Here is a 22,606-nt window from a genome sequence, read left to right as displayed (position 1 = left end):
ACGGAAATGATAGAAGATGTAGGGGAAAGAGGTGGAACGGACCATGCGTATCTTGCATACAGGGGACTGGCATCTGGGGAAAACGCTGGAAGGGCGAAGCAGACTTCGTGAACAGGAGGACTTCGTTGATGAACTCGTTAAACTGGCCGATGAACAGCAGGCGGATGCCATATTGATGGCTGGAGATGTATATGATTCGGTGAATCCGCCTGCTTCGGCGGAGCAGCTGTTTTATGAAGCGGCAGCGCGTCTGACGGAGCATGGCAGACCTCTGGTGGTTATTGCTGGTAACCATGATCAGCCTGAGCGGGTTGCTTCGGTCACACCGCTTGTGAATAGACAAGGGATTACGCTGGTAGGCACACCCGTATCGGAAGCTGTGACTATTCATGCTCGGCGTACCGGGGAGACTGCGCATATTGCAGCTTTGCCATATCCGTCGGAAGCGAGATTGAACGAGCTGTTAACAACAGATGGAGATGAAAATGTGCTTCGTCAAGCCTACAGCCGCAGAGTTGGCATGCTAATGCAGCGTTTGGCCTCTTCGTTTCGTCCGGATACGGTAAATCTGGCTATGAGCCACATTTATGTGCTTGGCGGTGTAGAAAGTGATTCGGAACGTCCGATTCAGGTTGGCGGTGCGTATACCGTCGATCCCTCCTCTCTGGCTACTGGTGCCCAATACACGGCGCTTGGACATCTTCACCGCGCACAGGCGGTCAAAGGCGAAGGGGTCATTCGATACAGTGGTTCTCCGCTGGCTTACAGCTTCTCGGAAGCAGGACAGAGCAAGTCGATTACGATGGTGGATCTCACACCGGGTGGCGAAGCACAGGTGGAGGAGGTGCTGCTAACCTGTGGTAATCCGCTTGTTCGCTGGAAGGCGCGCGGAGGACTGGCAGAGGTATACCGCTGGCTGGATGAGGGACGGGATTCCAAGGCTTACATTGATATGGAGGTCTGGCTGGAGGATGCGATGTCACTCAAGGAAATTCAGCAGCTGCGCAAAGCTCATGAGGGCATCATTCATATCCGTCCAGTCTATCCCGAGATGGAGGCGGCAGGGCTGATGGAGCAGCGTTCACAGCTGCCTGTACATGAGCTCTTCCGCAAGTTTTATCAACGTCAGACCGGAGGAGCACAGCCGGAAGACAGTCTGGTACAGCTGTTCCTGGAGCTGGTGGATGAAGACGAGCCAGGTGTGCGCGAGGAGGTCGAAGGGCGATGAAGCCGATTTTACTGAAGGTTGCAGGGCTGCAAAGCTATCGGGAGATGCAGGAGATTGATTTTACTGTGCTGACGGAGACAGGGCTTTTTGGTATTTTCGGACCAACGGGCAGCGGAAAATCGTCTCTGCTTGATGCCATCACACTTGCGATGTATGGCAAGGTGGAACGGGCCGTAAACGGGACTCAGGGCATTATGAATCATGCGGAGGACTCGCTTTCGGTTGCGTTTACCTTTGAGCTGGCTTCGGCAGAGAGTGTGCGACGATTCCGGGTAGAACGACGCTTCAAGCGGAACAACGAGGTGTCTGTCAGCAATACAGTCAGCAAGTTCATTGAGACGATTGATGGCGAGGATCAGGTGCTTGCCGACAAGCTGGCAGAAGTGAATCGGTGTGTTGAAGATGTGATTGGTCTGAAGATGGACGATTTCACCAGAGCGGTTGTTCTGCCGCAAGGGAAGTTTGCTGAATTTCTTTCCCTTAAAGGCAGTGAGCGACGGCAGATGCTGCAACGCTTGTTTCATTTGGAAAAGTATGGTGATCAGCTTGCGATCAAATTAAGTCGCAGAGTTAAGGATAATGACATGGCTCATCAGGCGATAGCTGCGGAGCAGCAGGGGCTGGGCAATGCGAGCAAAGAAACGCTTGAAGAAACAAAACGGTTGCTTCAGGCGGCAGTCAAGCATGCCGAAACCTCTCGGAAAACGCTGGATACGACAGTGAAAGAGGCAGAGCAATTAGGACGAATTCGAGAGCTGAGTCAGGAAAAGCAAGTACGCATGCAAGAACAGCAGGTGCTGCAAGCTCAGGCGGCACAGGTTGAGTCGGATGAAGGGCGTCTGAAGCTTTCGGGAGCAGCGGAGGTAATGCTGCCAGCTCTTCAGACTGTACGTGATGCGGAATCGGCTCGGCAGCAGCGGCAGTTGGAGGCCGAAGTTGCCAAGCATCAGGCGACCGAGCATGAACGCTTGGCTGTGGAGGAAGCAGAGAAGACAGACGTAGCTCGACAGCAGCTGGCTACAGAGGAGCCTAAGCTGCTGCTACGTCTGGACCAGCTTGAGCAGGCCAAGGAGCTGCAGCGGGAGCGTGACGGTTTGCAGGCCGATTGTTCACGGCTTGCACAGCTGATCGAGAAAGGGCAGGCTGAACAGACCACACTTGGGCAGCAGCTAGATAAGGAGCGCGAGCTGCAGGTGCGCGGACGCAAACGCCGTGAAGAGCTGCAGGAAAGTCTGAAGCCGAACGAAGTGAAGTCCGAGGAACGCAGGCAGCTGCAAATGGCACTTGAGCTGAAGCATCGTATTGATCTGGCGTTGGAGCAGGTGAAACAGCAGCAAGCAGATGTGCAGACTTATCAGCAGTCTGCACAGCAGGGGGCCGACAAGCTGGAAGCAGCGGCCGCAGAGGAAAGGCGCCTGACCGAGCAGCGTCAGCGGTTGGTGGAACAGGCGTCAGCGGGGGTTGAGGCCCTGCTTGCCTGTGAGCAGGATATCGGCCGCGAACAGGGCTTGCTGGCCCTGGCGGAGGAGCAGCTGCGCGGCACGATGCGGGAGCAGGAGCTGCACCGGCTGTCCACCGCCTTGCGCGCCGAGCTGCGCGATGGCGAGCCGTGTCCGGTGTGCGGCTCCGCACACCACCCGCTCCCGGCTGCGCCGCCGGGAGAAGGTCCGCACGCAGACGATGCGGACCTGGAACTGCTGCGCAGCCTGCACGCGGAGCTGCAGGAGCTGCGCTTTGAGCTGCGCCAGCAGCTGCACGAACGTCGCAGCCTGCTGACGCAGCTCGGCGCCGCGGCCGGCGATGCCCCGGCCGCAGCCGAGGCCGCGCCTGCGGCAGCGGCGCCAGAGCCCACCGGATCGCCCGAGGATGGGCGATCTCCGGCGGGCTGGGCGGCGCGTGCCGCTGCGCTGCGCGAAGCCGCGCACGCGCTGGCTGCCGCTGCAGCGCCGTTGCAGGGCGAAGCCGCCGCGCTGCTGCAGGCGGCTTCTGGCGCGCAGCAGCGCCGCATGGAAGCGGCAGCTGCGCAAGAGGCCGGCCGTGCCGGGCTCGCCCAGGCGGAGCGCAAGCTGGCCGAGAGCGAAGCCGCTGCGGCTGCGTTGCAGGTCCGCTGGGCCGCAGAGCTGCCTGACATCGCCCAGGCGGAGGCCACAGGCCTCTATCAAGCGATGCAGGAGCGCGATGCGCGCGCGGAAGACATCAAGGAACGTCTGGCCAAAAGCGTGACGTTCCTTGAAGAGAAGGAGCAGCTTGTCCAGTCATTGCAGCAGAAGCTGACAGAGCTGGACAAGCAGCTGATCCAGTGGCAGACCGAATGGCAGGGCAGCAGCAGGCTGCTTGCCGAGAAGGAAGAGCGTTTGCGCCAGTGGGTCGGGGAGCAGCGTGTAGAAGATCTGATTCGCGCGACACAGGCTCGTCTGGACGAGCTGCGTAGCATTGCGGAGGTGTCTGAACGGCGCTTCAAACAAGCAGACGCAATGAAGCAGGATTCTGTGAAACGGGATGTCATGGCTCAACAGGCTGCTGCTTCAGCGCTGGAGCATCTTGAACTCGCGCAGGAGCGCTGGCAACACCTGCTTGAACAGTCCCCGTTTGAGACGGATACGGAGGTTGCACAGGCGGCTATACCAGCTGAGGATGCGGAGCGGCTGAAGAAGAATATCCAGCATCATCGAGAACGCGAACGGGAGCTGGCTTCGCAACTGCGTGAACTGGAGCAGAAGCTGAAGGGTGCGGTTGTTTCCGAGGAACAGTGGGTATCCTGTACTGAACGTTTGAAGCAGGCGAGAATGGAGGATGAGACTGCCCTGCAGGCGAAGGCGCGTGCTGAACGTGATCTGGAGGATGTGCAACAGCGACATGTGCGTTGGACGGAGCTGGAGACGAGACGACTGGAGGTCAGTCATCAAGGGGAGCTGTTAAGCAAGCTGCAGTCTGCTTTCCGGGGGAATGCATTCGTGGAATATATTGCGGAGGAGCAGCTGATGCAGGTCAGCCATGCGGCATCCCAGCGTCTTCGCTTCCTGACTAAGCAGAGGTATTCGCTGGAGGTGGATTCCGGCGGCGGCTTTGTGATCTGTGACGATGCCAATGGTGGTGTCAAACGTCCAGTTTCTACGTTGTCTGGAGGAGAGACCTTCCTAACCTCCTTGTCGCTGGCCTTGGCGTTATCAGCACAAATCCAGCTGCGTGGACAATATCCGTTGCAATTTTTCTTTCTGGATGAAGGCTTCGGCACCCTGGACCCGGAGCTCCTCGATACAGTCATTACCTCATTGGAGAAGCTGCATGACGATCGACTGGCCGTGGGGATCATCAGTCACGTTCCTGAGCTTCGTGCACGCTTGCCGCGTAAACTGGTCGTCCTTCCTGCTGGAGACGCTGGTGCTGGCTCTCGAGTTGTACTGGAAACTTTATAGAACAGGAATTCCTGTAAATTCTTAATTTGTAAAATCATTTCTTTTTTTGATGCATGCATTAACAAGTGAGTTACATCACAGATACAGGTTCAACACGCTGTTATACTACAGTTAAGCCGACAAACTTGCTTTAAGCCCCCCGTCGGACATCTGTTCAGGAAAGCTTCCTGTATGGATGTCCGCGTAGCCGGACTTCCACCGAAGCCCGCTCACGAGGGGCTTCTTTTTTTATGCAGTTTTTTACGAATCGCTTCAATTCATGCTGGCTTAACTGCTTTTTTAATGCTTCCTTAATGGATATTGCTTTCTTCATTCCATGTGAAGCAGTGTCAATTCGCCCAGCCCTGAATACGATGAAGGGAGAAGATGAGCTGAAGTGGGAGGCGTTAAGTGTGGATAAAACGGAAGCAAAGAAACTGTGCAAGGAGCACATCCATCGGTATGTATGCATCCAGATGAACGATGGTTCGTACTATGATGGTATTGTAGAAAATGTAGATGATGAGATGATTTATTTGGCAGTCCCGGTTGGAAACGAAGCTATGGCAGCTCATGCCAATATGGGCCCCAATATGATGCCTGTTGTTCATTATCCTGCGGCTCAGGCTCGCGGATTCTACCCTGGATATGGCTATCCTGGTCCATACCCGTATTATGGATATGGACGCAGACGGTTTAACAGGCTTGTACTTCCTTTATTTGCGCTGACGGCATTAACGCTGCTGCCATATTATTAAACATTTCAGAAGCATAACCTCCACCTCCGCTTGGAGAAAACCTTAACCAAGCAAGCGGAATCAAGGTCATACCCGGTCAAAGAGATCATTGGCCCAGGGTGTGGCTTTTTTCATCCAGCAGGACGACGAGCCGTCCTACCGTCGGAGCGCCGGATCAAGCCGGGTATTTCATGGATATCAGCTGACTAAAACGGGATGGTTCGGCATTGGACGTAGCATTGCACTTTTAGTATGATATACAAGGAATACATAATTGAACCCAAAGGAAGGAGGGATGTACGATGGATTGCTTGTTTTGCAAAATTGTAGAGGGCACCATTCCCTCCAATAAAGTATTGGAGAATGATCACGTCATCGTTTTTCATGATATTCAGCCAGCGGCTCCAACGCATGTGCTGGTCATTCCCAAGAAGCATATCACTTCAATGAATGACGTCACTGCAGAAGATCTGCCCTTGATCGGGGAGATGCACGCAGCTGCGCAGGAGGCGGCAACCCGGCTTGGAATCAAGGAATCGGGATATCGCCTGATTAACAATTGCGGCCGTGACGGTGAGCAGACTGTTCATCATTTGCATTATCATTTGCTGGGCGGTGCTCGTATGGGCGCACTCACAAGTCTGTCGGATTCACACAGATAAGAGTGGAAAAGATGCGATTTAGCAGCTTTTCTCGTTTTGGACTTGAAAAACTTCTGCATCTCAGCTAATATTAAGGGATCACGTTAAGGTTGACACTTTTATTGCCTTTCGCCTATAATGAAAGATGATGAACCGTGTTATTGCTCTTGGACGGTCTGGTCGGAGGGAGGGAAAACTGGTGTCTGAAACTAAAGTTCGCAAAAACGAGACTATTGATGCTGCACTTCGTCGCTTTAAACGTTCCATCGCTAAAGATGGCGTATTGGCTGAGGTGAAGAAACGTAAGCATTATGAGAAGCCAAGCGTAAAGCGCAAGAAAAAGTCCGAGGCTGCTCGTAAGAGAAAGTTTTAGGAGGATTTTAACTACATGAATCTTAGCGAACGATTGAACGAAGATATGAAGCAAGCGATGAAGAGTAAGGACAAGTTCAGACTCTCCACCATTCGGTTGATTCGTTCGACGATCAAGAATCTTGAGATAGATTTGAAAAGAGATTTGGATGACAACGAAGTGCTTGATATCCTGAGTCGTGAAATCAAACAGCGCAAAGATGCCCTCCAGGAATTTGGCAAAGCAGGTCGCGACGAACTCGCGGCAAATGCCGAAGCGGAAATTGAAATACTTATCCAGTATCTTCCTGCACAGCTTACCGAAGAAGAAATTAAAGTTATTGTACAGCAGACCATCCAGGAAACCGGTGCTTCTTCGAAAGCCGAGATGGGGAAAGTGATGGCGGCCCTTATGCCCAAAGTTAAAGGCAAAGCGGACGGCAAACTGGTTAATCAAGCAGTTCAACAATTTCTGCAATAAAGCAAATTCTATAAACACCTCCTGACTTGTCAGGGGGTGTTTTTTCATTTATTCAGCAGTGTCGGGTTATTACAACGTGGCTGCATCTACGATTTTGCAAAGCTTGTGTTGCATTTTTCACTGAAAATACATAAATATTTATAAAAAATGGTTTATAAACATGATTATGGGTATATAATTCTTGCATTTACGTAAGCATTCAAATATAATTTAAAGTTTTTGAAACGGAAGCTTGCTTTGTGCGTAATAAATACCATAAGCTGGACAGTATAGCATTATTGGAAAAGGAGGGACTATTGTGAAGGGAAAGCGCCGGGAGAAGCTTACGGGGTCCATACTGCTCTTGATGCTGCTGACGCTTTTGCTTCCTCTCTGGATTGGAATACCGTCAGCGCAAGCAGCTGGGAAAAGCGGCGCCGTATATATTATTCCGGTTGATAAACCAATCGAGCAGGGGTTAGGCAAATTTATGGAGCGCGGTTTCAAGGAAGCAGAAGAGATGAATGCTGGCTTGATCGTTCTCGATATCAATACGCCGGGAGGCCGTGTCGATACAGCTGAAAAGCTTGGCTTGATGATTAAAGAAAGCCCGATTGAAACAGTGGCATTTGTTCGCGGTGATGCTGCATCAGCCGGGAGTTTTCTAGCGCTGAATGCGGATAAGATCGTAATGTCGCCCGGAAGTATGATCGGGGCTGCTGCCATGGTGGATAGCACAGGCAAACATGTCGATGATCCGAAGCTGGTAGCCTTCTGGAAGAGCAAAATGCAAGGAGCTGCCGAAAAGAGCGGCCGGGATAGTGACATTGCAGCGGGTATGACTGACGTCAATATCGTTGTAGAGATGCCGGAGATCAATAAAACCAAGCAAAAAGGTGAAATTATTGCTCTCTCCGCTGAGGAAGCGCTGAAAGTGGGGTATGCGGATCATATCGGCAATACACCTGAAGAAGCGGCAACCTGGCTTGGGTATGGTCAAGGAGATGTGTTCAAGATGGAACGCACAACTGCGGAGAACATTTCAACTTTTCTGACCAATCCGATTGTGATGACGATACTGCTGTTTATCGGTATTGCCGGTGTCATTATTGAACTCATTGTTCCTGGATTTGGCGTTCCGGGAATCGTTGGAATTGTATGTTTTGTTCTTTATTTCTCTGGTAACTACATTGCGGGGTTTGCCGGAGCGGAAACCTGGATATTATTTACGATTGGGCTCGTTATGATGATACTGGAGATGTTTATCCCAAGCTTTGGTATTCTGGGCATTGTGGGGTCGATAGCGCTAGTTGCCGGTGTAGTGCGGGCAGCTTATGATACAAGTGATGCGTTTGTATCTCTGGGCATTGCTTTTGGAGCAGCGCTTGTCGTTGTAGCCATCATAGCGGTTGTCTTCAAAGACAGAGGAATATGGAACCGGTTTATATTAAGTGATCGCTTGTCTGCTGATCGCGGGTATTCCTCGGCAACAGAGCGCAAAGAGTTGATCGGCATGCAGGGCATCAGTCTGACCCCGCTTCGTCCAGCAGGTACTGCGCTGTTTGATGGTGAACGGATTGATGTAGTCACGGATGGTGGCTTCATCCCGGTCGATACGCCCATTATTGTGATTAAAGCAGAGGGCACCCGGATTGTTGTTCAACAGGCCTTGCCGGTGTAATCTGCAACGGCCGAAGTGAGAAGTTCCCTTCGGCGGTGTACATAACCATCTTGCCGGGCTGCGGGCAGTATGGTGGAAGCGGGTTTCAGCAGCGCATGTGTACAGCGTCAATTCTGATGCTCTTTTTTCAAAAAAACATATTGCAAACGGAGGAATTTATTTTATGGACCCAATGATTACGATTCTGCTCATCGCGGTGCTGGCTATTATCGTATTGAGCGTATTTTTCAGCTTTTTCCCGGTCATGCTCTGGATTTCGGCCATCGCATCCGGCGTTCGAGTGGGTATTATTACACTGGTTGCGATGAGATTGAGACGTGTAACGCCTAGTCGAATTGTTAACCCGCTGATCAAAGCAACTAAAGCAGGTCTTGGTCTGAATATTAATCAACTTGAGAGTCACTTCCTCGCAGGTGGTAACGTTGACCGTGTTGTTAATGCGTTGATTGCAGCGCAACGTGCTAATATTCCACTCGAATTTGAACGTGCAGCAGCCATCGACCTTGCAGGTCGTGACGTATTACAGGCCGTGCAGATGAGCGTTAACCCGCGTGTGATCGAGACACCAATCGTATCTGCGGTGGCCAAGGATGGTATCGAAGTTAAAGTTAGGGCGCGAGTTACGGTTCGTGCGAACATTGACCGCCTCGTCGGTGGTGCTGGTGAAGAAACGATTATTGCCCGTGTAGGCGAAGGGATTGTAAGTACAAACGGTTCCTCCAACTCTCACAAAGATGTGCTTGAGAATCCCGATCTGATCTCCCGTACCGTGTTGTCCAAAGGTTTGGATGCCGGAACTGCGTTTGAAATTTTGTCTATTGATATCGCCGACGTTGATGTAGGTAAAAATATTGGTGCCTTCTTGCAAACGGAGCAGGCTGAAGCGGATAAACGTATTGCACAGGCAAAAGCAGAAGAGCGCCGTGCGATGGCCGTAGCCCAAGAGCAAGAGATGAAAGCGCGCGTTGTTGAGATGAGAGCAAGGGTTGTTGAGTCTGAATCCGAGGTACCTCTTGCAATGGCTGAAGCGCTTCGCAGCGGTAAAATCGGTGTGATGGATTACATGAACCTGAAAAACATTGAAGCAGATACTCAGATGCGGAATTCTTTGGGAAAACCTGCTGAAGGTTCGAATTCCAGCGATCAAGGTGATTCCAAAAACGGAAGATAGGCGGTGAATGCATATGAGCCTATTTGAATGGATATTTAATAATCTGTATGTGGTAGCCGTTGCCGCCTTTGTACTTTTTTCATTCCTGGGCAAGCTGGGGAAGTCGGCGAATCCGAATCAGAAGCGTCCGAGCAACGGAATGCCAACCTTTGGTGGCGGCGAAGACCGCAATCGTCCGGTGCACAATGCTCCTCCGCAGCAGTCATCCAGATCGGAAGACCGCCGATATGAGGAACAGAATGATGAACGCTATGACGACCAGCGCTATGATGAACAATACGATGAACGTTATGATCAGCCTTACTCCGAGCCTGCTGCAACCTCTCGCCAGGGAGATGAGTTCAGTCGTGAACAGTCACTGGACAGCATGCGCAGCTCGGTAGATGAGCAGATGAGAAAAATGGAAGAGCAGCAACGTCTGATTCAAGATAGACTGGATCGTATTTCTTTGGGGAGCTCTCCTTCTATGGAGAGTTCAAGTCTGGAAGATGTGGATACGGCCGATGCAGGCACATCACGTCTTCGTCCAGAGGACATTCGAACAGGGGTGCTTTGGGCAGAGGTGCTGGGTGCTCCACGCGCGAAGCAACCCTTTGGTACAAGAGGCAAGCTGTAGTCTATGGCAAGTGATCGCAAGATGGAATGTTGAAACGAAGCCTTTTCTGGTGGGTGATGTGCCCCCGGAGAAGGCTTTTTACGTTTGTTTGCTTTTTATTCAAAATAAGTATATAACCGCTTGCCGATTCCTCATAATTCCCTGAATTTGCGCATAAGTTGAACTGTAGAGGAAGGGGGAAGACCTTCGAATGACCCGGATCAGCCGCAAGCTGCGCAGATGGACCAGTGAGGTGCTCGATCTGCCGCAGGATGTGCTTTATGATATGCCACGGTTAACCTTGATCGGCAGCAAGCAGCTGTATATAGAGAATCATCGGGGTGTGATTCATTTCACGCCAGATCGCATCGTGCTCGCCCTGTCACAAGGCCAATTGGAGATCAAAGGCAGTGCTTTGGTTATACGCAATATTTTGCCGGATGAAGTCGCTGTAGAAGGCACAATTCTGGATATTCATATGAATGGAGTGGAGGGGAACGAATGAAGCAGCCAAGTCTGTATAAATTGCGAGGGGTCGTGCGGATCAAGGTTACAGGCGGAGATATCGAGACGTTAATCAATATGATTACGAAAGAAAGACTGAGCGTATGGGATTTGCGTGCACAGGATGGACGTCAGGCGGAGATGAGCATTTTGCTTCCGCATTTTTTCAGACTGCGTCCCATCGTAAAAGGGACAGGCTGCAGAGTGAAAATCACACATCGTAGCGGTTTCCCTTTTTTTCTGGCTCGCCTCTTGCGTAGAAAGTTTTTTGCCTTGGGTATGGTGTTTTTTATGATAGCGTTATTTGCATTATCCTCAATGGTTTGGAATGTAGAGGTTAAGGGTAATGTGACAATTCCGACAGATGAAGTGCTGGCTGCAGCCAAAAAGGAAGGCATTTATCCGTTCCAATGGTCATTCCGCATGGGAAGTCAGGACAAGCTCTCCAGACAGCTTGCCCTTGCACTTCCTGATGTAACCTGGATTGGCGTAACCAAAGAGGGGACAAGTGTCACGATCCAGGTGGTAGAGTCGGCACAGCCGAAGCGTGAGCCTTTGCTTAGTCCCAGACATCTGATTAGTAAATCAGATGCTGTCGTCACCCATATATATGCAGAGCAGGGCCGTCCAGTTGTGCAGAAGGACATGCGAGTGAAGAAAGGACAAGTGTTAATCTCCGGCATTCTCGGTGATGAGGAGAACACCAAAACGATTGTTGCCAAAGGAGAAGTGCGCGGCATGGTATGGCGGGAGTATGATATTCAGGTGCCGCTTCTTCAGAAGCACCAAACGATGACTGGGGAGAGCAAGGAGCGCTTTTATGTGGTGCTCGGGGACTGGGCTATCCAATTATGGGGATATGGAAGCACGCCCTACAAGTCATATGATACGGAAACCTATCACAAGCCGCTGACTTGGCGTTCGTTCAACCTGCCTATGGGCTGGATGACAGAGAAGGATATGGAAACAAGTTTTCATCAGGAAGAACAGACGGTGACCTGGGCCAAAATGAAAGGTTTGGAGGGGGCACGAAACGATATTTTAGCCAAAAACGGCAAAGGAACGAAAATTTTAAGTGAAAAAATTTTGCATGAGAAGAAAGAGAATGGTAAAGTTTATATGAAAGTATTATTTGAAGTGGAAGAAAGCATCGCGGAAGAACTTCCGTTAGTCCATAGTCAAGGAGAATGAGGATATTTGTCAGAGCAAACACGCAGCATACAAATCTCGCTCCAGAGTGCGGGAGAGGGGCAATCTCTATTTGGCCCCCAAGATATTTTTCTGAAACTGATTGAAAAAGAAATTCCTGCCCAGATCGCATCACGCGAAGCGGAGATTAATATCTTTGGTACTGTGCAGCATGTGGAATCACTTGAACAATTATTTGATGTTTTACTACAATTAATACGTAACGGGTATGTGTTAACTGAACGAGATGTGATGTATGCGATTGAGCTTGCCAAGGATATGCGTGCAGATCAGCTGCTGGATCTATTCAAGGGCGAGATCACCACGACATATCGGGGGAAGCCGATTCGTGTAAAAACGATTGGACAGAAGCACTATGTCACCACGATCAAAAAGAGAGATATCGTTTTTGGTATCGGACCTGCCGGAACAGGTAAAACCTACCTGGCGGTTGTGCTGGCTGTAGCTGCGATCAAGGAAGGCAGTGTGAAACGCATCGTGCTGACAAGGCCTGCGGTGGAAGCAGGTGAGAGTCTGGGATTCCTTCCTGGGGATCTGCAGGAGAAAGTCGACCCGTACCTTAGACCGCTATATGATGCGCTCTATGATGTGATGGGGCAGGAGCAGACGGCGAAGGCTCTGGAACGCGGATTAATCGAAATCGCTCCTTTGGCTTATATGCGTGGGCGTACGCTGGATGATTCCTTTATCATTCTCGATGAAGCGCAGAACACTACTCCTGAACAGATGAAAATGTTTTTGACTCGTCTCGGCTTTGGCTCCAAAATGGTCATTACCGGAGACGTAACACAGATTGATTTACCGCGCGGCAAAAAATCTGGACTGGTGGAAGCGAGTGCAATTCTGAGCGAAGTTCAGGAAATTGGATTTGTGCATTTCGCGGAGCAGGATGTTGTACGACATTCTCTTGTTCAGAAAATTATTGTTGCTTACAACAACGCCGCAGAAAATCAAGCATAGAAAGGGATTGTCTAAAGTGACCTCGAAAGACATGTCAAAAGGCAAATCTTTTCCGAATAGAGCGACAGGATGGAAGTATAGCGTGTGGGCACGCTATCTTCTCTTTTTGTTTTTAGTGCTTCTCTTTTATGTGAGTCTTTCTTCGAAGCTGTTACCTGAACGATATGATATTCAGGAGGGGACACGCAGTGAAGTAGATATTGCTGCGCCAATGCAGATTCCGAATAATAAGGCTACACTCAAGGCTCAGGAAGAAGCAGCCGAGCGGGTACAGCCTATATATCAAATCCTTCAGATGCGTAACGAAAACCTGATGACCACGTTGCTTGATCGTATTGATCGCTTGAATCAGGATGACCAGATCTCCAGTCAGGATAAAATTGATATATACCGGGATGAAATTCCGCAGCGTCAGAAGGATTTTGTGTCTAATTATATTAATAATAATCGGAAAACCGGTACATACTCTGACACGCTGCTCGAAGAGATTCGAAATGTGGTGCAGGAGCAGAGCTATCGCATTCCAGAGGAGACATATATCAAAATCTCCCGTCTGACTTCGGATGACATTCAGGAGATGAAGCCTGTTGCCCGCAACATCGTTGCTAGACTAATGACCGATCAGGTTAGTGATGCAACAACGGCGCGTGCCAAAGTGGCGGAAATGGTCAGTGCGAGCTCACTCAGCAAACGTACACAGCGGGAAGTGGTGCAGGAGCTTACACGCCTGGTAGTGACTGCTAATCGTTTCTACGATGAAGAGGGTACCAAGGAAGCCAAGGTCCAGGCACGTGAAAATACACCAACTGTGTTTATTAAACAGGGGGATACGCTGGTAGCCAAAGGGGAAGTGATTACCCCTGAAATGTATGCATTGCTTAGTGAAAATGATCTGCTGAAAAACGAAGTCAACTACTGGCCTCAACTCGGATTACTTCTGTTCTCCTGCATGTTGTCAGCGGCGATTTTAATGTTTATTCAGCAGAGCAGCGGTACACATTTCAAATATAATAATGCCCAGCTGCTTATGCTTGTTATTATTTTTATGATCACCATTGTAGTTATGCACGTCACCGCTGTGATTCAGACCAATGAGCGACCCTTTATCGGGTTTCTCGCTCCGGTGGCTGTGGGGGCAATGCTCATCGCTTTGCTGCTGGATACAACTCTCGCTTTTGTGTGCTCTATTCTGATCGGTCTGTTGTCCAGTATCATTCTGAATACACATCAGGGGCAGCTTTTCGACTTTGAGCTTGGCTTCTTTGCGCTTGTTGTATCGTTTGTAGCGATATTTGCTACACATCGGGCCAGTCAGCGCTCGACCATCCTGAAGGGTGCTATTATGGTCTGTCTCTTCGGATCGCTTGCTGTATTTACACTTGCGTTGATTGATACAGGGGACTGGAATCGTACAACTGCATTGTATGGCATTGGGTACGCTTTTGCAGGCGGAGTGCTTACAGCTATTCTGGTGATTGGATTAATGCCGTTTTTTGAAACGTCATTTGGCATCTTGTCTGCACTCAAGCTGGTGGAACTCTCCAATCCCAACCATCCCTTGCTTCGCAAATTACTTACGGAAACACCAGGCACGTATCATCACAGCGTCATGGTGGGCAATTTATCCGAAGCGGCAGCTGAAGCGATAGGGGCTAATGGATTGCTATGTCGTGTTGGCTCGTATTATCATGATATCGGCAAGACCAAGCGACCTGTCTATTTTATCGAGAATCAGAACAATATGGAGAACCCGCATGATTCGATTGATCCCAAGCTGAGCAAGTCAATTATTGTTGCTCATGCAAGGGATGGTGTAGAGATGCAGAAGGATTATAAATTGCCAAAGCCGATTCGTGATATTGCCGAACAGCATCACGGTACAACGTTTTTGCACTACTTTTACCACAAGGCACTGCGTCAGGCGGAGGAGGCCGGAATTGAACCGGACTTCACGGAAGAGGATTTCCGTTATCCTGGGCCAAAGGCGCAGTCCAAGGAATCTGCTATAGTGGGTATAGCGGATAGTGTTGAGGCGGCGGTTCGTTCGTTGCGCAAGCCCACGGTGGAGCAGGTAGAGTCTATGATTGAGAAGATCATCAAGGGACGTCTGGACGATCATCAGTTCAACGATTGTGATCTTACGATGCGTGAGCTGGATATCGTCGCCAAAACGTTGAAGGAAACAGTGATGGGCATTTTCCATTCCCGAATCGAATATCCGGAAGAAATTAAGAAACCGAAGCCGACATCACCTGAAGCCGGCTGATCAATATTAAGAGCAGACAGGAGTTATGAAGGAATGAGTCTTAACCTCGCATGGAATAATGAACAACAGGATAAAGAAATTACGGAGTCGATGATCGCGATGCTGGAGCAACTACTGGCTATTGCTGGTGAGGCAGAAGGTATTACCGAAGGAGAGGTCGCGCTCACGTTTGTTAACGATGAACAGATTCATGAACTGAACCGTGATTACCGTGGTATCGACCGTCCGACAGATGTGCTGTCCTTTGCCATGAATGAATCCGTGGATGAAGAACTGGATATTATTTATGAGCTGGATGAGGATGAGGAGATGGAAGAAATGCCAGATGTTCTTGGCGATATCATCATCTCCGTTCCACGCACGATCTTGCAAAGTGAAGAGTACGGGCATTCCTTTGAACGCGAGTTAGGATTTCTGTTCGTACATGGCTTCCTGCACCTGCTTGGTTACGACCATCAGGATGAGGCAAGCGAAGCGGAAATGATGGGCAAACAGGAAGCTGTCCTTGCACAAGCCGGGTTGACACGATAATGAGAAGGCGCTCCTGGGGTCTCGTATTCCTCAATGCTTTGGAAGGAATTGCATACGGCTTGCGGACGCAGCGGAATGTAAGAGTCCACACTGGAGTAGCCGTTTTGATGTGTGGAGCCGGATTTTTCTTCAATATCTCGAGAACGGATTGGATGTTTGTACTGACAGCCGTATTCATGGTCATCGTTACAGAACTGATGAACACAGCGGTGGAAGCAGCCGTTGACCTGGCACAGCCGCATATCCATCCGCTCGCAAAAGCGGCCAAAGACACCGCTGCCGGGGCTGTATTGCTGGCTGCGGTGTTCGCCGTCATCATTGGCTGTTTTGTTTTCCTGAAACCTGTGATGACCTGGCTGGGGCTCTTGTAAGGATAACAGCGATCGAAGGCTTGTTCTGTCATCGGAGTGGCCCGTGTAATCCAAGATTTTTAGGTTATAACTACACACCCAATAAAGTGTGAATCTGCCTTTAAGCTGATTTTTGTTGAAGATTACACGATAACGGAGACGACAGAAAAAAGCTGGAGAAGCGAAGCGTGCGCGTTTATCACCGGATTTTCACTTTGGAAAAAGTGATGAAAAAAATCCGGGGATAACAGTGATTGAAGGCCTGTTCTGTCATCGGAGTGGCCCGTGTAATCCAAGATTTTTAGGTTATAACTACACACCCATTAAAGTGTGAATCTGCCTTTAAGCTGATTTTTGTTGAAGATTACACGATAACGGAGAGGACAGAAAAAAGCTGGAGAAGCGAAGCGTGCGCGTTTATCACCGGATTTTCACTTTGGAAAAAGTGATGAAAAAAATCCGGGGATAACAGTGATCGAAGGCTTGTTCTGTCATCGGAGTGGCCCGTGTAATCCAAATGTTTCAATCAGCTTAACGAAATGAGCTCACAGTTTATACACACCCCAAAGGGAGAGAAAAACAATGGACAACACCTTGTTAATGCAGGAAGCAATAAAGGCACGTACCAAAGCGTACACGCCATATTCCCATTTTGGGGTAGGAGCAGCACTGCTCGATAGTGAAGGTCATGTGCATCATGGATGCAACATTGAGAATGCTGCATACACGCCGGGGAACTGTGCGGAGCGTACCGCCATGTTCAGCGCCATTGCAGGCGGACAGAAGCCACGTAGCTTTAAAGCCATGGCTATTGTGGGAGACACAGAGGGGCCAATTGCGCCTTGCGGGGTATGCCGCCAAGTTATGTATGAGCTGTGTGAGCCGGATATGAAAGTTATTTTGGGGAATTTAAAGGGTGACGTGTTAGAAACAACAGTAGCGGAACTGCTGCCATGGGCTTTTGGCCCTTCAGATCTGAACTCTGTAAAAAAATAAATTTCAGGCCTAGGCGCCTGAGGAGGAACATATGAAAAAGCAAAAATTTAAATCCGGATTTGTCGCAATTATTGGACGTCCTAATGTAGGAAAGTCCACTTTGATGAATCAGGTGATCGGGCAAAAAATTGCAATTATGTCGGACAAGCCGCAGACTACACGTAACAAAATTCATGGGGTCTACACATCTGAAGAACAGCAGATTGTATTTCTGGACACGCCGGGCATTCATAAACGTCAATCCAAGCTGGGTGATTATATGAATGAAACCGCACTAAACACGCTCGGAGAGGTCGAGGCAGCCTTGTTCCTTATTGATGCTTCAGAAGGCATGGGGGGCGGAGATCGCTACATCGCCGAGCAATTGAAAAATGTGCGTACACCGGTCATTCTGGTTATGAACAAGATTGATAAAATAGCACCGGAAGCGCTTCTGCCGCTGATTGAGGAATATCGAAAATTACATGACTTTGCAGAAATCGTGCCTGTGTCGGCCATGCTGGGTAGCAATGTGAGCACATTGCTTGAGCAGATCGGCAAGTATTTGCCGGAAGGTCCACAGTATTACCCGGACGATCAGGTAACAGATCACCCTGAGCAGTTTGTGTGCGCCGAGTTGATTCGTGAGAAAATTTTGCAAATGACCCGCGAAGAAGTACCTCACTCCATCGCAGTGACAATCGAAGATATGAAAGTGCAGGATAATGGCGTAGTTTATATATCCGCTGTTATCTTTGTTGAACGTGATTCACAGAAAGGCATCATCATCGGCAAGCAGGGAGCTTTGCTGAAAGAAGTGGGCAAGCGCGCGCGTCAGGATATTCAAAATTTGCTTGGCTCCAGAATCTTTATGGATCTGTGGGTCAAAGTGAAAAAAGACTGGAGAAATCAGGATCGTGTGCTACGGGATCTTGGGTTTGGACGCGAATAAATTTGGGGACATCCTGTGAACAGGGCGTGTTTGAAATCTGCTTCTTTCAGCGGTTTCAGACACGTCCTAGGGAGAGTAATGTTCATATCCATTAATTGCAACACATAGTTTCCCTTGCAAGGCTCCATCCTATCGGGTAGAACCAGACGTCATTTCCGAAGAGAGGATGAATTTCCGATGCGGGATTTTTCATGGAAGGTATTTGCAATGACAGGGGATGTTGAGTCCTATTTGTTATATACCGAGACGTGTAACTCGTCAGGACAGGAGTCGGATACTGCAAGGGAAGTGAATGAAGACGAAGAAGCTGAAGCTTAAAAAAGGCTGATTCAGGAATGGTCAGGTGACGAAGCATGCTTTACAGGGTGGAAGGCATTGTCATCCGCAGCATGGACTACGGCGAGGGAAATAAAATTGTTACACTTTGCACCGAAAGTGGCGGAAAAGCAGGTGTTCTCGTCCGCGGTGCCAAAAAGCCAAAAAGCCGGCATGCTGCACTGGTGCAGCCGTTTACGTATGGTCAATATGTTTATTTTCGCAATACAGGTCTCGGCACACTGAACGCTGGCGAGATTATTGAATCCAATCATGAGTTGCGTGAGGATCTGGTGAAGGCAGCGTATGCTTCCTATGCATGTGAACTGCTGGATCGGGTGCTTCAGGATGAAGAGACCGGTGCGTTCTGGTTCAAACAATTAAAAGCTTGTCTGCAGGCCTTGAAGGAAGATAAGGACCCCGCCGTAATCATTAGTCTTTATGAGATGAAAATATTGCAGGCAGCTGGTTATGGTCCACAGCTGCTTGAATGTATTTCCTGTAATCACGAACGGCCAGATGAGCAGCTATTTATCAGTCCCAGACTCGGCGGTGTTCTGTGTAGAGCATGCAAACATTTTGATCCGCCAGCAATAGCGGTCAGCGCAAAAACGTTAAAGTTGCTACGCTTGTTTGTGCAGTTGGACCTGCAGCGTTTGGGAAATATATCTGTAAGCGAGTCTACCCGCAATGAAATTACAAAAGTAATGCGGGCTTTTATGGACCATCAGCTTGGGCTTCATCTCAAATCCCGTTCTTTTCTAGATCAGATGGAGAAGTACGGAATTTGACATGTAAAGTACATCCTAAAGTTTGTGTTGACTTCATATTTGAATTTATATATTATAAAGTATAAATTCTCTTTTTAGAGACATGCATTGAACGAGAAAGTAGGAAGCTGGATTCAGAATATGATCAATTTGCAACGTGGTGTAGAGCTGCATGTAAATTATAATCATAAAGCGAGTCAGGGACGGTGGGAGCCTGATTGAATCGGTTTGTGAACAAGGCACTCGGGAGCATGAATGGACACGGAAAAGTGGGCCGGATCAGACAAGTTAATGTTGTATGACTCAGGCCAAGTAGGGTGGAACCGCGGGAACAGCTCTCGTCCCTACGTCTGTATAACAGGCGTAGGGCGAGGGCTGTTTATTATGGACTGGACTTCTTCTACGCTTGCTAACAAACCAACCGAAAAGGAGCATGATTATGAATTTTCAGCAGATGATCTTGACGCTGCAGCAATTCTGGGCCGAGCATAACTGCATTATCGTTCAGCCGTATGACACGGAAAAAGGGGCAGGCACGATGAATCCGATGACCTTTTTGCGTTCACTTGGACCAGAACCTTGGAAAGTGGCTTATGTTGAGCCTTCCCGCCGTCCGTCTGACGGACGTTATGGAGAAAATCCAAACCGGCTGTACCAGCATCATCAGTTCCAGGTCATTATCAAGCCTTCTCCCGACAACATTCAGGAGATTTATCTGGAAAGTTTGAAACGTCTGGGTATCGACCCGCTCAAGCATGATATTCGGTTTGTAGAAGACAACTGGGAGAATCCTTCACTTGGCTGTGCGGGACTGGGCTGGGAAGTATGGCTGGATGGTATGGAGATTACGCAATTTACGTATTTCCAGCAGGTCGGCGGAATTGAAACGAATCCGGTAGCTGTGGAGATTACGTATGGTATGGAGCGTCTTGCTTCTTACATACAGGAAAAAGAAAATGTATTTGATCTGGAGTGGGTTGAAGGCATCGCATATGGAGATGTGTTCCGTCAGCCGGAGTACGAGCATTCCAAATATACGTTTGAGATTTCTGACGTAAAAATGCTGTTCACTCTTTTTAATATGTACGAAGAAGAAGCAAACAAGGCGATGGCGCAGCATTTGGTTTTCCCGGCGTATGACTATGTACTGAAATGCTCACATACCTTTAACCTGTTAGACGCGCGCGGAGCAATCAGTGTAACAGAACGTACAGGATATATTACCCGTGTTCGCAACCTTGCCCGTCAAGTGGCGGCGACATATGTGGAAGAGCGCGAGAAGCTGGGCTTCCCGCTGATCAAGAAAGGGGGAGCCGAGAATGTCTAAGGATTTGCTGTTTGAGATTGGTTTGGAAGAGGTACCTGCTCGTTTCATGCGCGCAGCGATCGCACAGCTTGAGGACCGCATCGTGAAATGGCTTGATGCATCCCGCATAGCGTATGGTCAAGTTCAAGCCTATGCTACTCCTCGTCGTCTTGCAATTATGATCCAGAACGTTGCAGAGAAACAGGAGGATGTAGAGGAAGAAGTGAAGGGGCCTTCCCGTAAAATTGCGCTGGATGACAGCGGCAACTGGAGCAAGGCAGCGCTTGGATTCGCGCGCAGTCAAGGGGTGCAGCCGGATCAGTTCACATTCAAAGAGCTGAACGGTGTTGAATACATTTATGCAACGAAAAGCAGCAAGGGTGTAGATACCTTCTCAGTGATTGGTGAAGGCCTGCTTTCCGTACTGCATGCGATGACTTTTCCGAAATTTATGCGCTGGGCTTCCTATGACTTCAAGTTTGTTCGTCCAATTCGCTGGATTGTTGCGTTATTTGGAGCAGATGTGATTGACCTGGAAGTAACGGGTGTTAAAGCGGGTAACGTCACGCGTGGACATCGCTTCCTGGGCAGTGAGGTTCTTGTGTCTGAGCCTTCCGTTTATGTGGATGTGCTGCGTGCACAGCATGTTATTGCAGATATTCAGGAACGTGAACAGATGATTGTATCCCAGATTGAAGCACTGGCTTCCGAGAAAAACTGGAATATTGCCATCAAGGAAGATTTGCTGGAAGAAGTATTGTTCCTGGTTGAAACGCCAACGGTGCTGTTCGGCACATTTGATTCCTCGTTCTTAAACATTCCGCAGGAAGTGCTGATTACGTCGATGCGCGAGCACCAGCGTTACTTCCCGGTACTTGATCAGGAAGGCCAGCTCTTGCCGTATTTTGTTACGGTTCGAAACGGGGGCAGTGATTCGCTGGATGTTATCGCTAAGGGTAACGAAAAGGTGCTCCGCGCACGTCTGTCGGATGCGAAATTCTTCTACGAGGAGGATCAGAAGCTGGAGATCAAGGACGCATTGTCCAAGCTCGAAAGCATCGTGTTCCAGGAAGAACTCGGCACAGTCGGGGACAAAGTGCGACGTATTCGTAAAATTGCTGACAGCCTGGCTGCAAAGCTGCAGGTATCGGCAGAGACAGCTCAATCCGTTAGCCGTTCCGCAGATATTTGCAAATTTGACCTTGTCACGCTAATGGTTGGGGAATTCCCTGAACTGCAAGGTGTGATGGGTGAAGATTATGCCCGTAAAGCTGGTGAAAAAGAAGAGGTAGCTAAAGCTGTATTCGAACATTACCAACCTCGTTTCGCCGGCGATCAGTCTCCTGCGTCGCTTGTAGGGGCAATCGTGAGTGCAGCAGATAAAATGGATACGATCGTTGGCTGCTTCTCTATTAATATTATCCCTACAGGATCTCAGGACCCTTACGCACTGCGCCGTCAGGCAGCGGGCATTGTACAAATATTGCTGGATCATCAGCTTCCGCTGACCTTGTCCGATGTATTTAGTGCAGCGCTTGAAGTTCATGCACAGATGAATTTATTGAAACGTGCAGACGCTGAAGTTCGTAAAGACCTGCAGGATTTCTTCGCATTACGCGTGAAAAAATTGCTGTCGGAAACGGTACGCTATGATGTTGTTGATGCGGTTATTGCTTCCGGATTCGATGATATCAGTGCAATCGTTCCTAAAGGTGAGGCGCTGATGAAAGCAGTGTTGTCAGGCGATGAGTTTAAAACAACGGTGGAGTCCTTCAATCGTGTTGGAAACCTGGCTGCAAAAGCATCCAATGCTTCAGTTCATGCTGAACTGTTTACAGAAGAGGGAGAGCGTCAGCTGTTTGATGCCTGGAATCAAACGAATGCAGCCTATCGTGATGCATTGGCCAAGCATAATGCTGCAGAAGCACTATCTGTTGCTTCCGCTTGGAAGCCGGCCATTACTGCATTCTTCGATTCTGTCATGGTCATGGCTGAGGATGAAGCAGTTCGTGCGAATCGTCTTGCATTGCTGGCCGCGATTGATCAGGACTTGAAAGGCTTCGCAGACTTCTCCAAATTGGTAGGATAATCCTGCCAGGGCTGCGATTTCTGTATTAAAATACGTCCGTGCACAAGGGCAGTATTAAAGAAGGATACATGAGGGTATAAATATACGGAGCGGATTGTAGAATTTGGCTTAAAACAACCG

General features: G+C 49.3%; 21 protein-coding genes and 1 pseudogene. All 22 read left to right on the top strand.

Annotated elements, in window-relative coordinates; translation table 11 throughout:
- Positions 1-43: 43 nt before the first annotated feature.
- The 22 genes and pseudogenes from DFQ00_RS18675 to glyS all read left to right on the top strand — a co-directional run bounded on the left by DFQ00_RS18675 (position 44) and on the right by glyS (position 22,486).
- Complete coding sequence (locus tag DFQ00_RS18675; protein ID WP_110897998.1) at positions 44-1,228, top strand: exonuclease SbcCD subunit D; 1,185 nt, start codon at positions 44-46, stop codon at positions 1,226-1,228.
- Complete coding sequence (locus DFQ00_RS18670) at positions 1,225-4,644, top strand: SbcC/MukB-like Walker B domain-containing protein (protein ID WP_110897997.1); 3,420 nt, start codon at positions 1,225-1,227, stop codon at positions 4,642-4,644. The genes DFQ00_RS18675 and DFQ00_RS18670 overlap by 4 nt, the downstream gene beginning before the upstream one ends.
- A 353-nt stretch (positions 4,645-4,997) precedes the next feature.
- Positions 4,998-5,381 carry a hypothetical protein gene (locus DFQ00_RS18665; protein WP_174812140.1) on the top strand — a complete coding sequence of 128 codons (384 nt, stop codon included), beginning with the start codon at positions 4,998-5,000 and terminating at the stop codon, positions 5,379-5,381.
- 281 nt (positions 5,382-5,662) lie between these two features.
- On the top strand, positions 5,663-6,022 hold the full coding sequence (locus tag DFQ00_RS18660) for a histidine triad nucleotide-binding protein (RefSeq protein WP_110897996.1): 360 nt from the start codon (positions 5,663-5,665) through the stop codon (positions 6,020-6,022).
- 178 nt (positions 6,023-6,200) lie between these two features.
- On the top strand, positions 6,201-6,374 hold the full coding sequence (rpsU, locus tag DFQ00_RS18655) for a 30S ribosomal protein S21 (RefSeq protein WP_005547957.1): 174 nt from the start codon (positions 6,201-6,203) through the stop codon (positions 6,372-6,374).
- Between the two features lie 15 nt (positions 6,375-6,389).
- A complete protein-coding gene (locus DFQ00_RS18650) occupies positions 6,390-6,833 on the top strand; it encodes a GatB/YqeY domain-containing protein (RefSeq protein ID WP_110897995.1) in 444 nt (147 codons plus the stop codon).
- Positions 6,834-7,179: 346 nt separating this feature from the next.
- On the top strand, positions 7,180-8,493 hold the full coding sequence (locus DFQ00_RS18645) for an NfeD family protein (protein WP_110898082.1): 1,314 nt from the start codon (positions 7,180-7,182) through the stop codon (positions 8,491-8,493).
- Between the two features lie 163 nt (positions 8,494-8,656).
- A complete protein-coding gene (gene floA / locus DFQ00_RS18640; protein WP_110897994.1) occupies positions 8,657-9,664 on the top strand; it encodes a flotillin-like protein FloA in 1,008 nt (335 codons plus the stop codon).
- 13 nt (positions 9,665-9,677) lie between these two features.
- On the top strand, positions 9,678-10,280 hold the full coding sequence (locus DFQ00_RS18635) for a hypothetical protein (protein ID WP_110897993.1): 603 nt from the start codon (positions 9,678-9,680) through the stop codon (positions 10,278-10,280).
- A gap of 190 nt (positions 10,281-10,470) precedes the next feature.
- A complete protein-coding gene (yqfC, locus tag DFQ00_RS18630) occupies positions 10,471-10,764 on the top strand; it encodes a sporulation protein YqfC (RefSeq protein WP_110897992.1) in 294 nt (97 codons plus the stop codon).
- Positions 10,761-11,954, top strand: a complete 1,194-nt coding sequence (yqfD, locus tag DFQ00_RS18625) for a sporulation protein YqfD (protein WP_110897991.1) — start codon at positions 10,761-10,763, stop codon at positions 11,952-11,954. Before yqfC ends, yqfD begins: the two co-directional genes overlap by 4 nt.
- 6 nt (positions 11,955-11,960) lie before the next feature.
- Positions 11,961-12,932, top strand: coding sequence for a PhoH family protein (locus tag DFQ00_RS18620; RefSeq protein ID WP_110897990.1), 972 nt, complete (start codon positions 11,961-11,963; stop codon positions 12,930-12,932).
- A 16-nt stretch (positions 12,933-12,948) separates the two neighbouring features.
- Entirely contained in the window at positions 12,949-15,198 is a 2,250-nt protein-coding gene (locus DFQ00_RS18615) for an HD family phosphohydrolase (RefSeq protein WP_110897989.1), read from the top strand.
- Between the two features lie 33 nt (positions 15,199-15,231).
- Complete coding sequence (gene ybeY, locus DFQ00_RS18610; protein WP_110897988.1) at positions 15,232-15,729, top strand: rRNA maturation RNase YbeY; 498 nt, start codon at positions 15,232-15,234, stop codon at positions 15,727-15,729.
- On the top strand, positions 15,729-16,100 hold the full coding sequence (locus DFQ00_RS18605; protein WP_110897987.1) for a diacylglycerol kinase family protein: 372 nt from the start codon (positions 15,729-15,731) through the stop codon (positions 16,098-16,100). Before ybeY ends, DFQ00_RS18605 begins: the two co-directional genes overlap by 1 nt.
- Before the next feature lie 558 nt (positions 16,101-16,658).
- Positions 16,659-17,075: pseudogene (locus DFQ00_RS18600) on the top strand (cytidine deaminase); the annotation flags it as partial.
- A 31-nt stretch (positions 17,076-17,106) separates the two neighbouring features.
- The gene (gene era / locus DFQ00_RS18595) at positions 17,107-18,006 is read left to right on the top strand and encodes a GTPase Era (protein ID WP_110897985.1); all 900 of its coding nucleotides are present in this window, start codon (positions 17,107-17,109) and stop codon (positions 18,004-18,006) included.
- A 177-nt stretch (positions 18,007-18,183) separates the two neighbouring features.
- Complete coding sequence (locus DFQ00_RS18590; protein ID WP_110897984.1) at positions 18,184-18,324, top strand: YqzL family protein; 141 nt, start codon at positions 18,184-18,186, stop codon at positions 18,322-18,324.
- A gap of 35 nt (positions 18,325-18,359) precedes the next feature.
- Complete coding sequence (recO, locus tag DFQ00_RS18585) at positions 18,360-19,112, top strand: DNA repair protein RecO (RefSeq protein WP_110897983.1); 753 nt, start codon at positions 18,360-18,362, stop codon at positions 19,110-19,112.
- A 234-nt stretch (positions 19,113-19,346) separates the two neighbouring features.
- A complete protein-coding gene (locus DFQ00_RS28860; RefSeq protein WP_146236191.1) occupies positions 19,347-19,583 on the top strand; it encodes a hypothetical protein in 237 nt (78 codons plus the stop codon).
- On the top strand, positions 19,531-20,418 hold the full coding sequence (gene glyQ, locus DFQ00_RS18580; RefSeq protein ID WP_110897982.1) for a glycine--tRNA ligase subunit alpha: 888 nt from the start codon (positions 19,531-19,533) through the stop codon (positions 20,416-20,418). Before DFQ00_RS28860 ends, glyQ begins: the two co-directional genes overlap by 53 nt.
- Positions 20,411-22,486, top strand: coding sequence for a glycine--tRNA ligase subunit beta (gene glyS / locus DFQ00_RS18575; RefSeq protein WP_110897981.1), 2,076 nt, complete (start codon positions 20,411-20,413; stop codon positions 22,484-22,486). Before glyQ ends, glyS begins: the two co-directional genes overlap by 8 nt.
- Positions 22,487-22,606 lie beyond the last annotated feature (120 nt).

Source organism: Paenibacillus barcinonensis (assembly GCF_003217495.1).
In the GTDB taxonomy this organism is placed as follows: Bacteria; Bacillota; Bacilli; order Paenibacillales; family Paenibacillaceae; genus Paenibacillus; species Paenibacillus barcinonensis.
This window is presented reverse-complemented; position numbering and strand designations above follow the sequence as displayed.

Bases quoted from the DNA above. Each gene is read 5' to 3' on its own strand.
- DFQ00_RS18645 (WP_110898082.1), top strand. From the start codon at position 7,180: ATGCTGCTGACGCTTTTGCTTCCTCTCTGGATTGGAATACCGTCAGCG.
- DFQ00_RS18670 (WP_110897997.1), top strand. From the start codon at position 1,225: ATGAAGCCGATTTTACTGAAGGTTGCAGGGCTGCAAAGCTATCGGGAG.
- DFQ00_RS18635 (WP_110897993.1), top strand. From the start codon at position 9,678: ATGAGCCTATTTGAATGGATATTTAATAATCTGTATGTGGTAGCCGTT.
- DFQ00_RS18590 (WP_110897984.1), top strand. From the start codon at position 18,184: ATGCGGGATTTTTCATGGAAGGTATTTGCAATGACAGGGGATGTTGAG.
- glyQ (WP_110897982.1), top strand. From the start codon at position 19,531: ATGAATTTTCAGCAGATGATCTTGACGCTGCAGCAATTCTGGGCCGAG.
- DFQ00_RS18650 (WP_110897995.1), top strand. From the start codon at position 6,390: ATGAATCTTAGCGAACGATTGAACGAAGATATGAAGCAAGCGATGAAG.
- yqfD (WP_110897991.1), top strand. From the start codon at position 10,761: ATGAAGCAGCCAAGTCTGTATAAATTGCGAGGGGTCGTGCGGATCAAG.
- recO (WP_110897983.1), top strand. From the start codon at position 18,360: ATGCTTTACAGGGTGGAAGGCATTGTCATCCGCAGCATGGACTACGGC.
- ybeY (WP_110897988.1), top strand. From the start codon at position 15,232: ATGAGTCTTAACCTCGCATGGAATAATGAACAACAGGATAAAGAAATT.
- DFQ00_RS18675 (WP_110897998.1), top strand. From the start codon at position 44: ATGCGTATCTTGCATACAGGGGACTGGCATCTGGGGAAAACGCTGGAA.
- era (WP_110897985.1), top strand. From the start codon at position 17,107: ATGAAAAAGCAAAAATTTAAATCCGGATTTGTCGCAATTATTGGACGT.
- glyS (WP_110897981.1), top strand. From the start codon at position 20,411: ATGTCTAAGGATTTGCTGTTTGAGATTGGTTTGGAAGAGGTACCTGCT.
- floA (WP_110897994.1), top strand. From the start codon at position 8,657: ATGGACCCAATGATTACGATTCTGCTCATCGCGGTGCTGGCTATTATC.
- DFQ00_RS18660 (WP_110897996.1), top strand. From the start codon at position 5,663: ATGGATTGCTTGTTTTGCAAAATTGTAGAGGGCACCATTCCCTCCAAT.
- DFQ00_RS18665 (WP_174812140.1), top strand. From the start codon at position 4,998: ATGAAGGGAGAAGATGAGCTGAAGTGGGAGGCGTTAAGTGTGGATAAA.
- DFQ00_RS18605 (WP_110897987.1), top strand. From the start codon at position 15,729: ATGAGAAGGCGCTCCTGGGGTCTCGTATTCCTCAATGCTTTGGAAGGA.
- yqfC (WP_110897992.1), top strand. From the start codon at position 10,471: ATGACCCGGATCAGCCGCAAGCTGCGCAGATGGACCAGTGAGGTGCTC.
- DFQ00_RS28860 (WP_146236191.1), top strand. From the start codon at position 19,347: ATGGACACGGAAAAGTGGGCCGGATCAGACAAGTTAATGTTGTATGAC.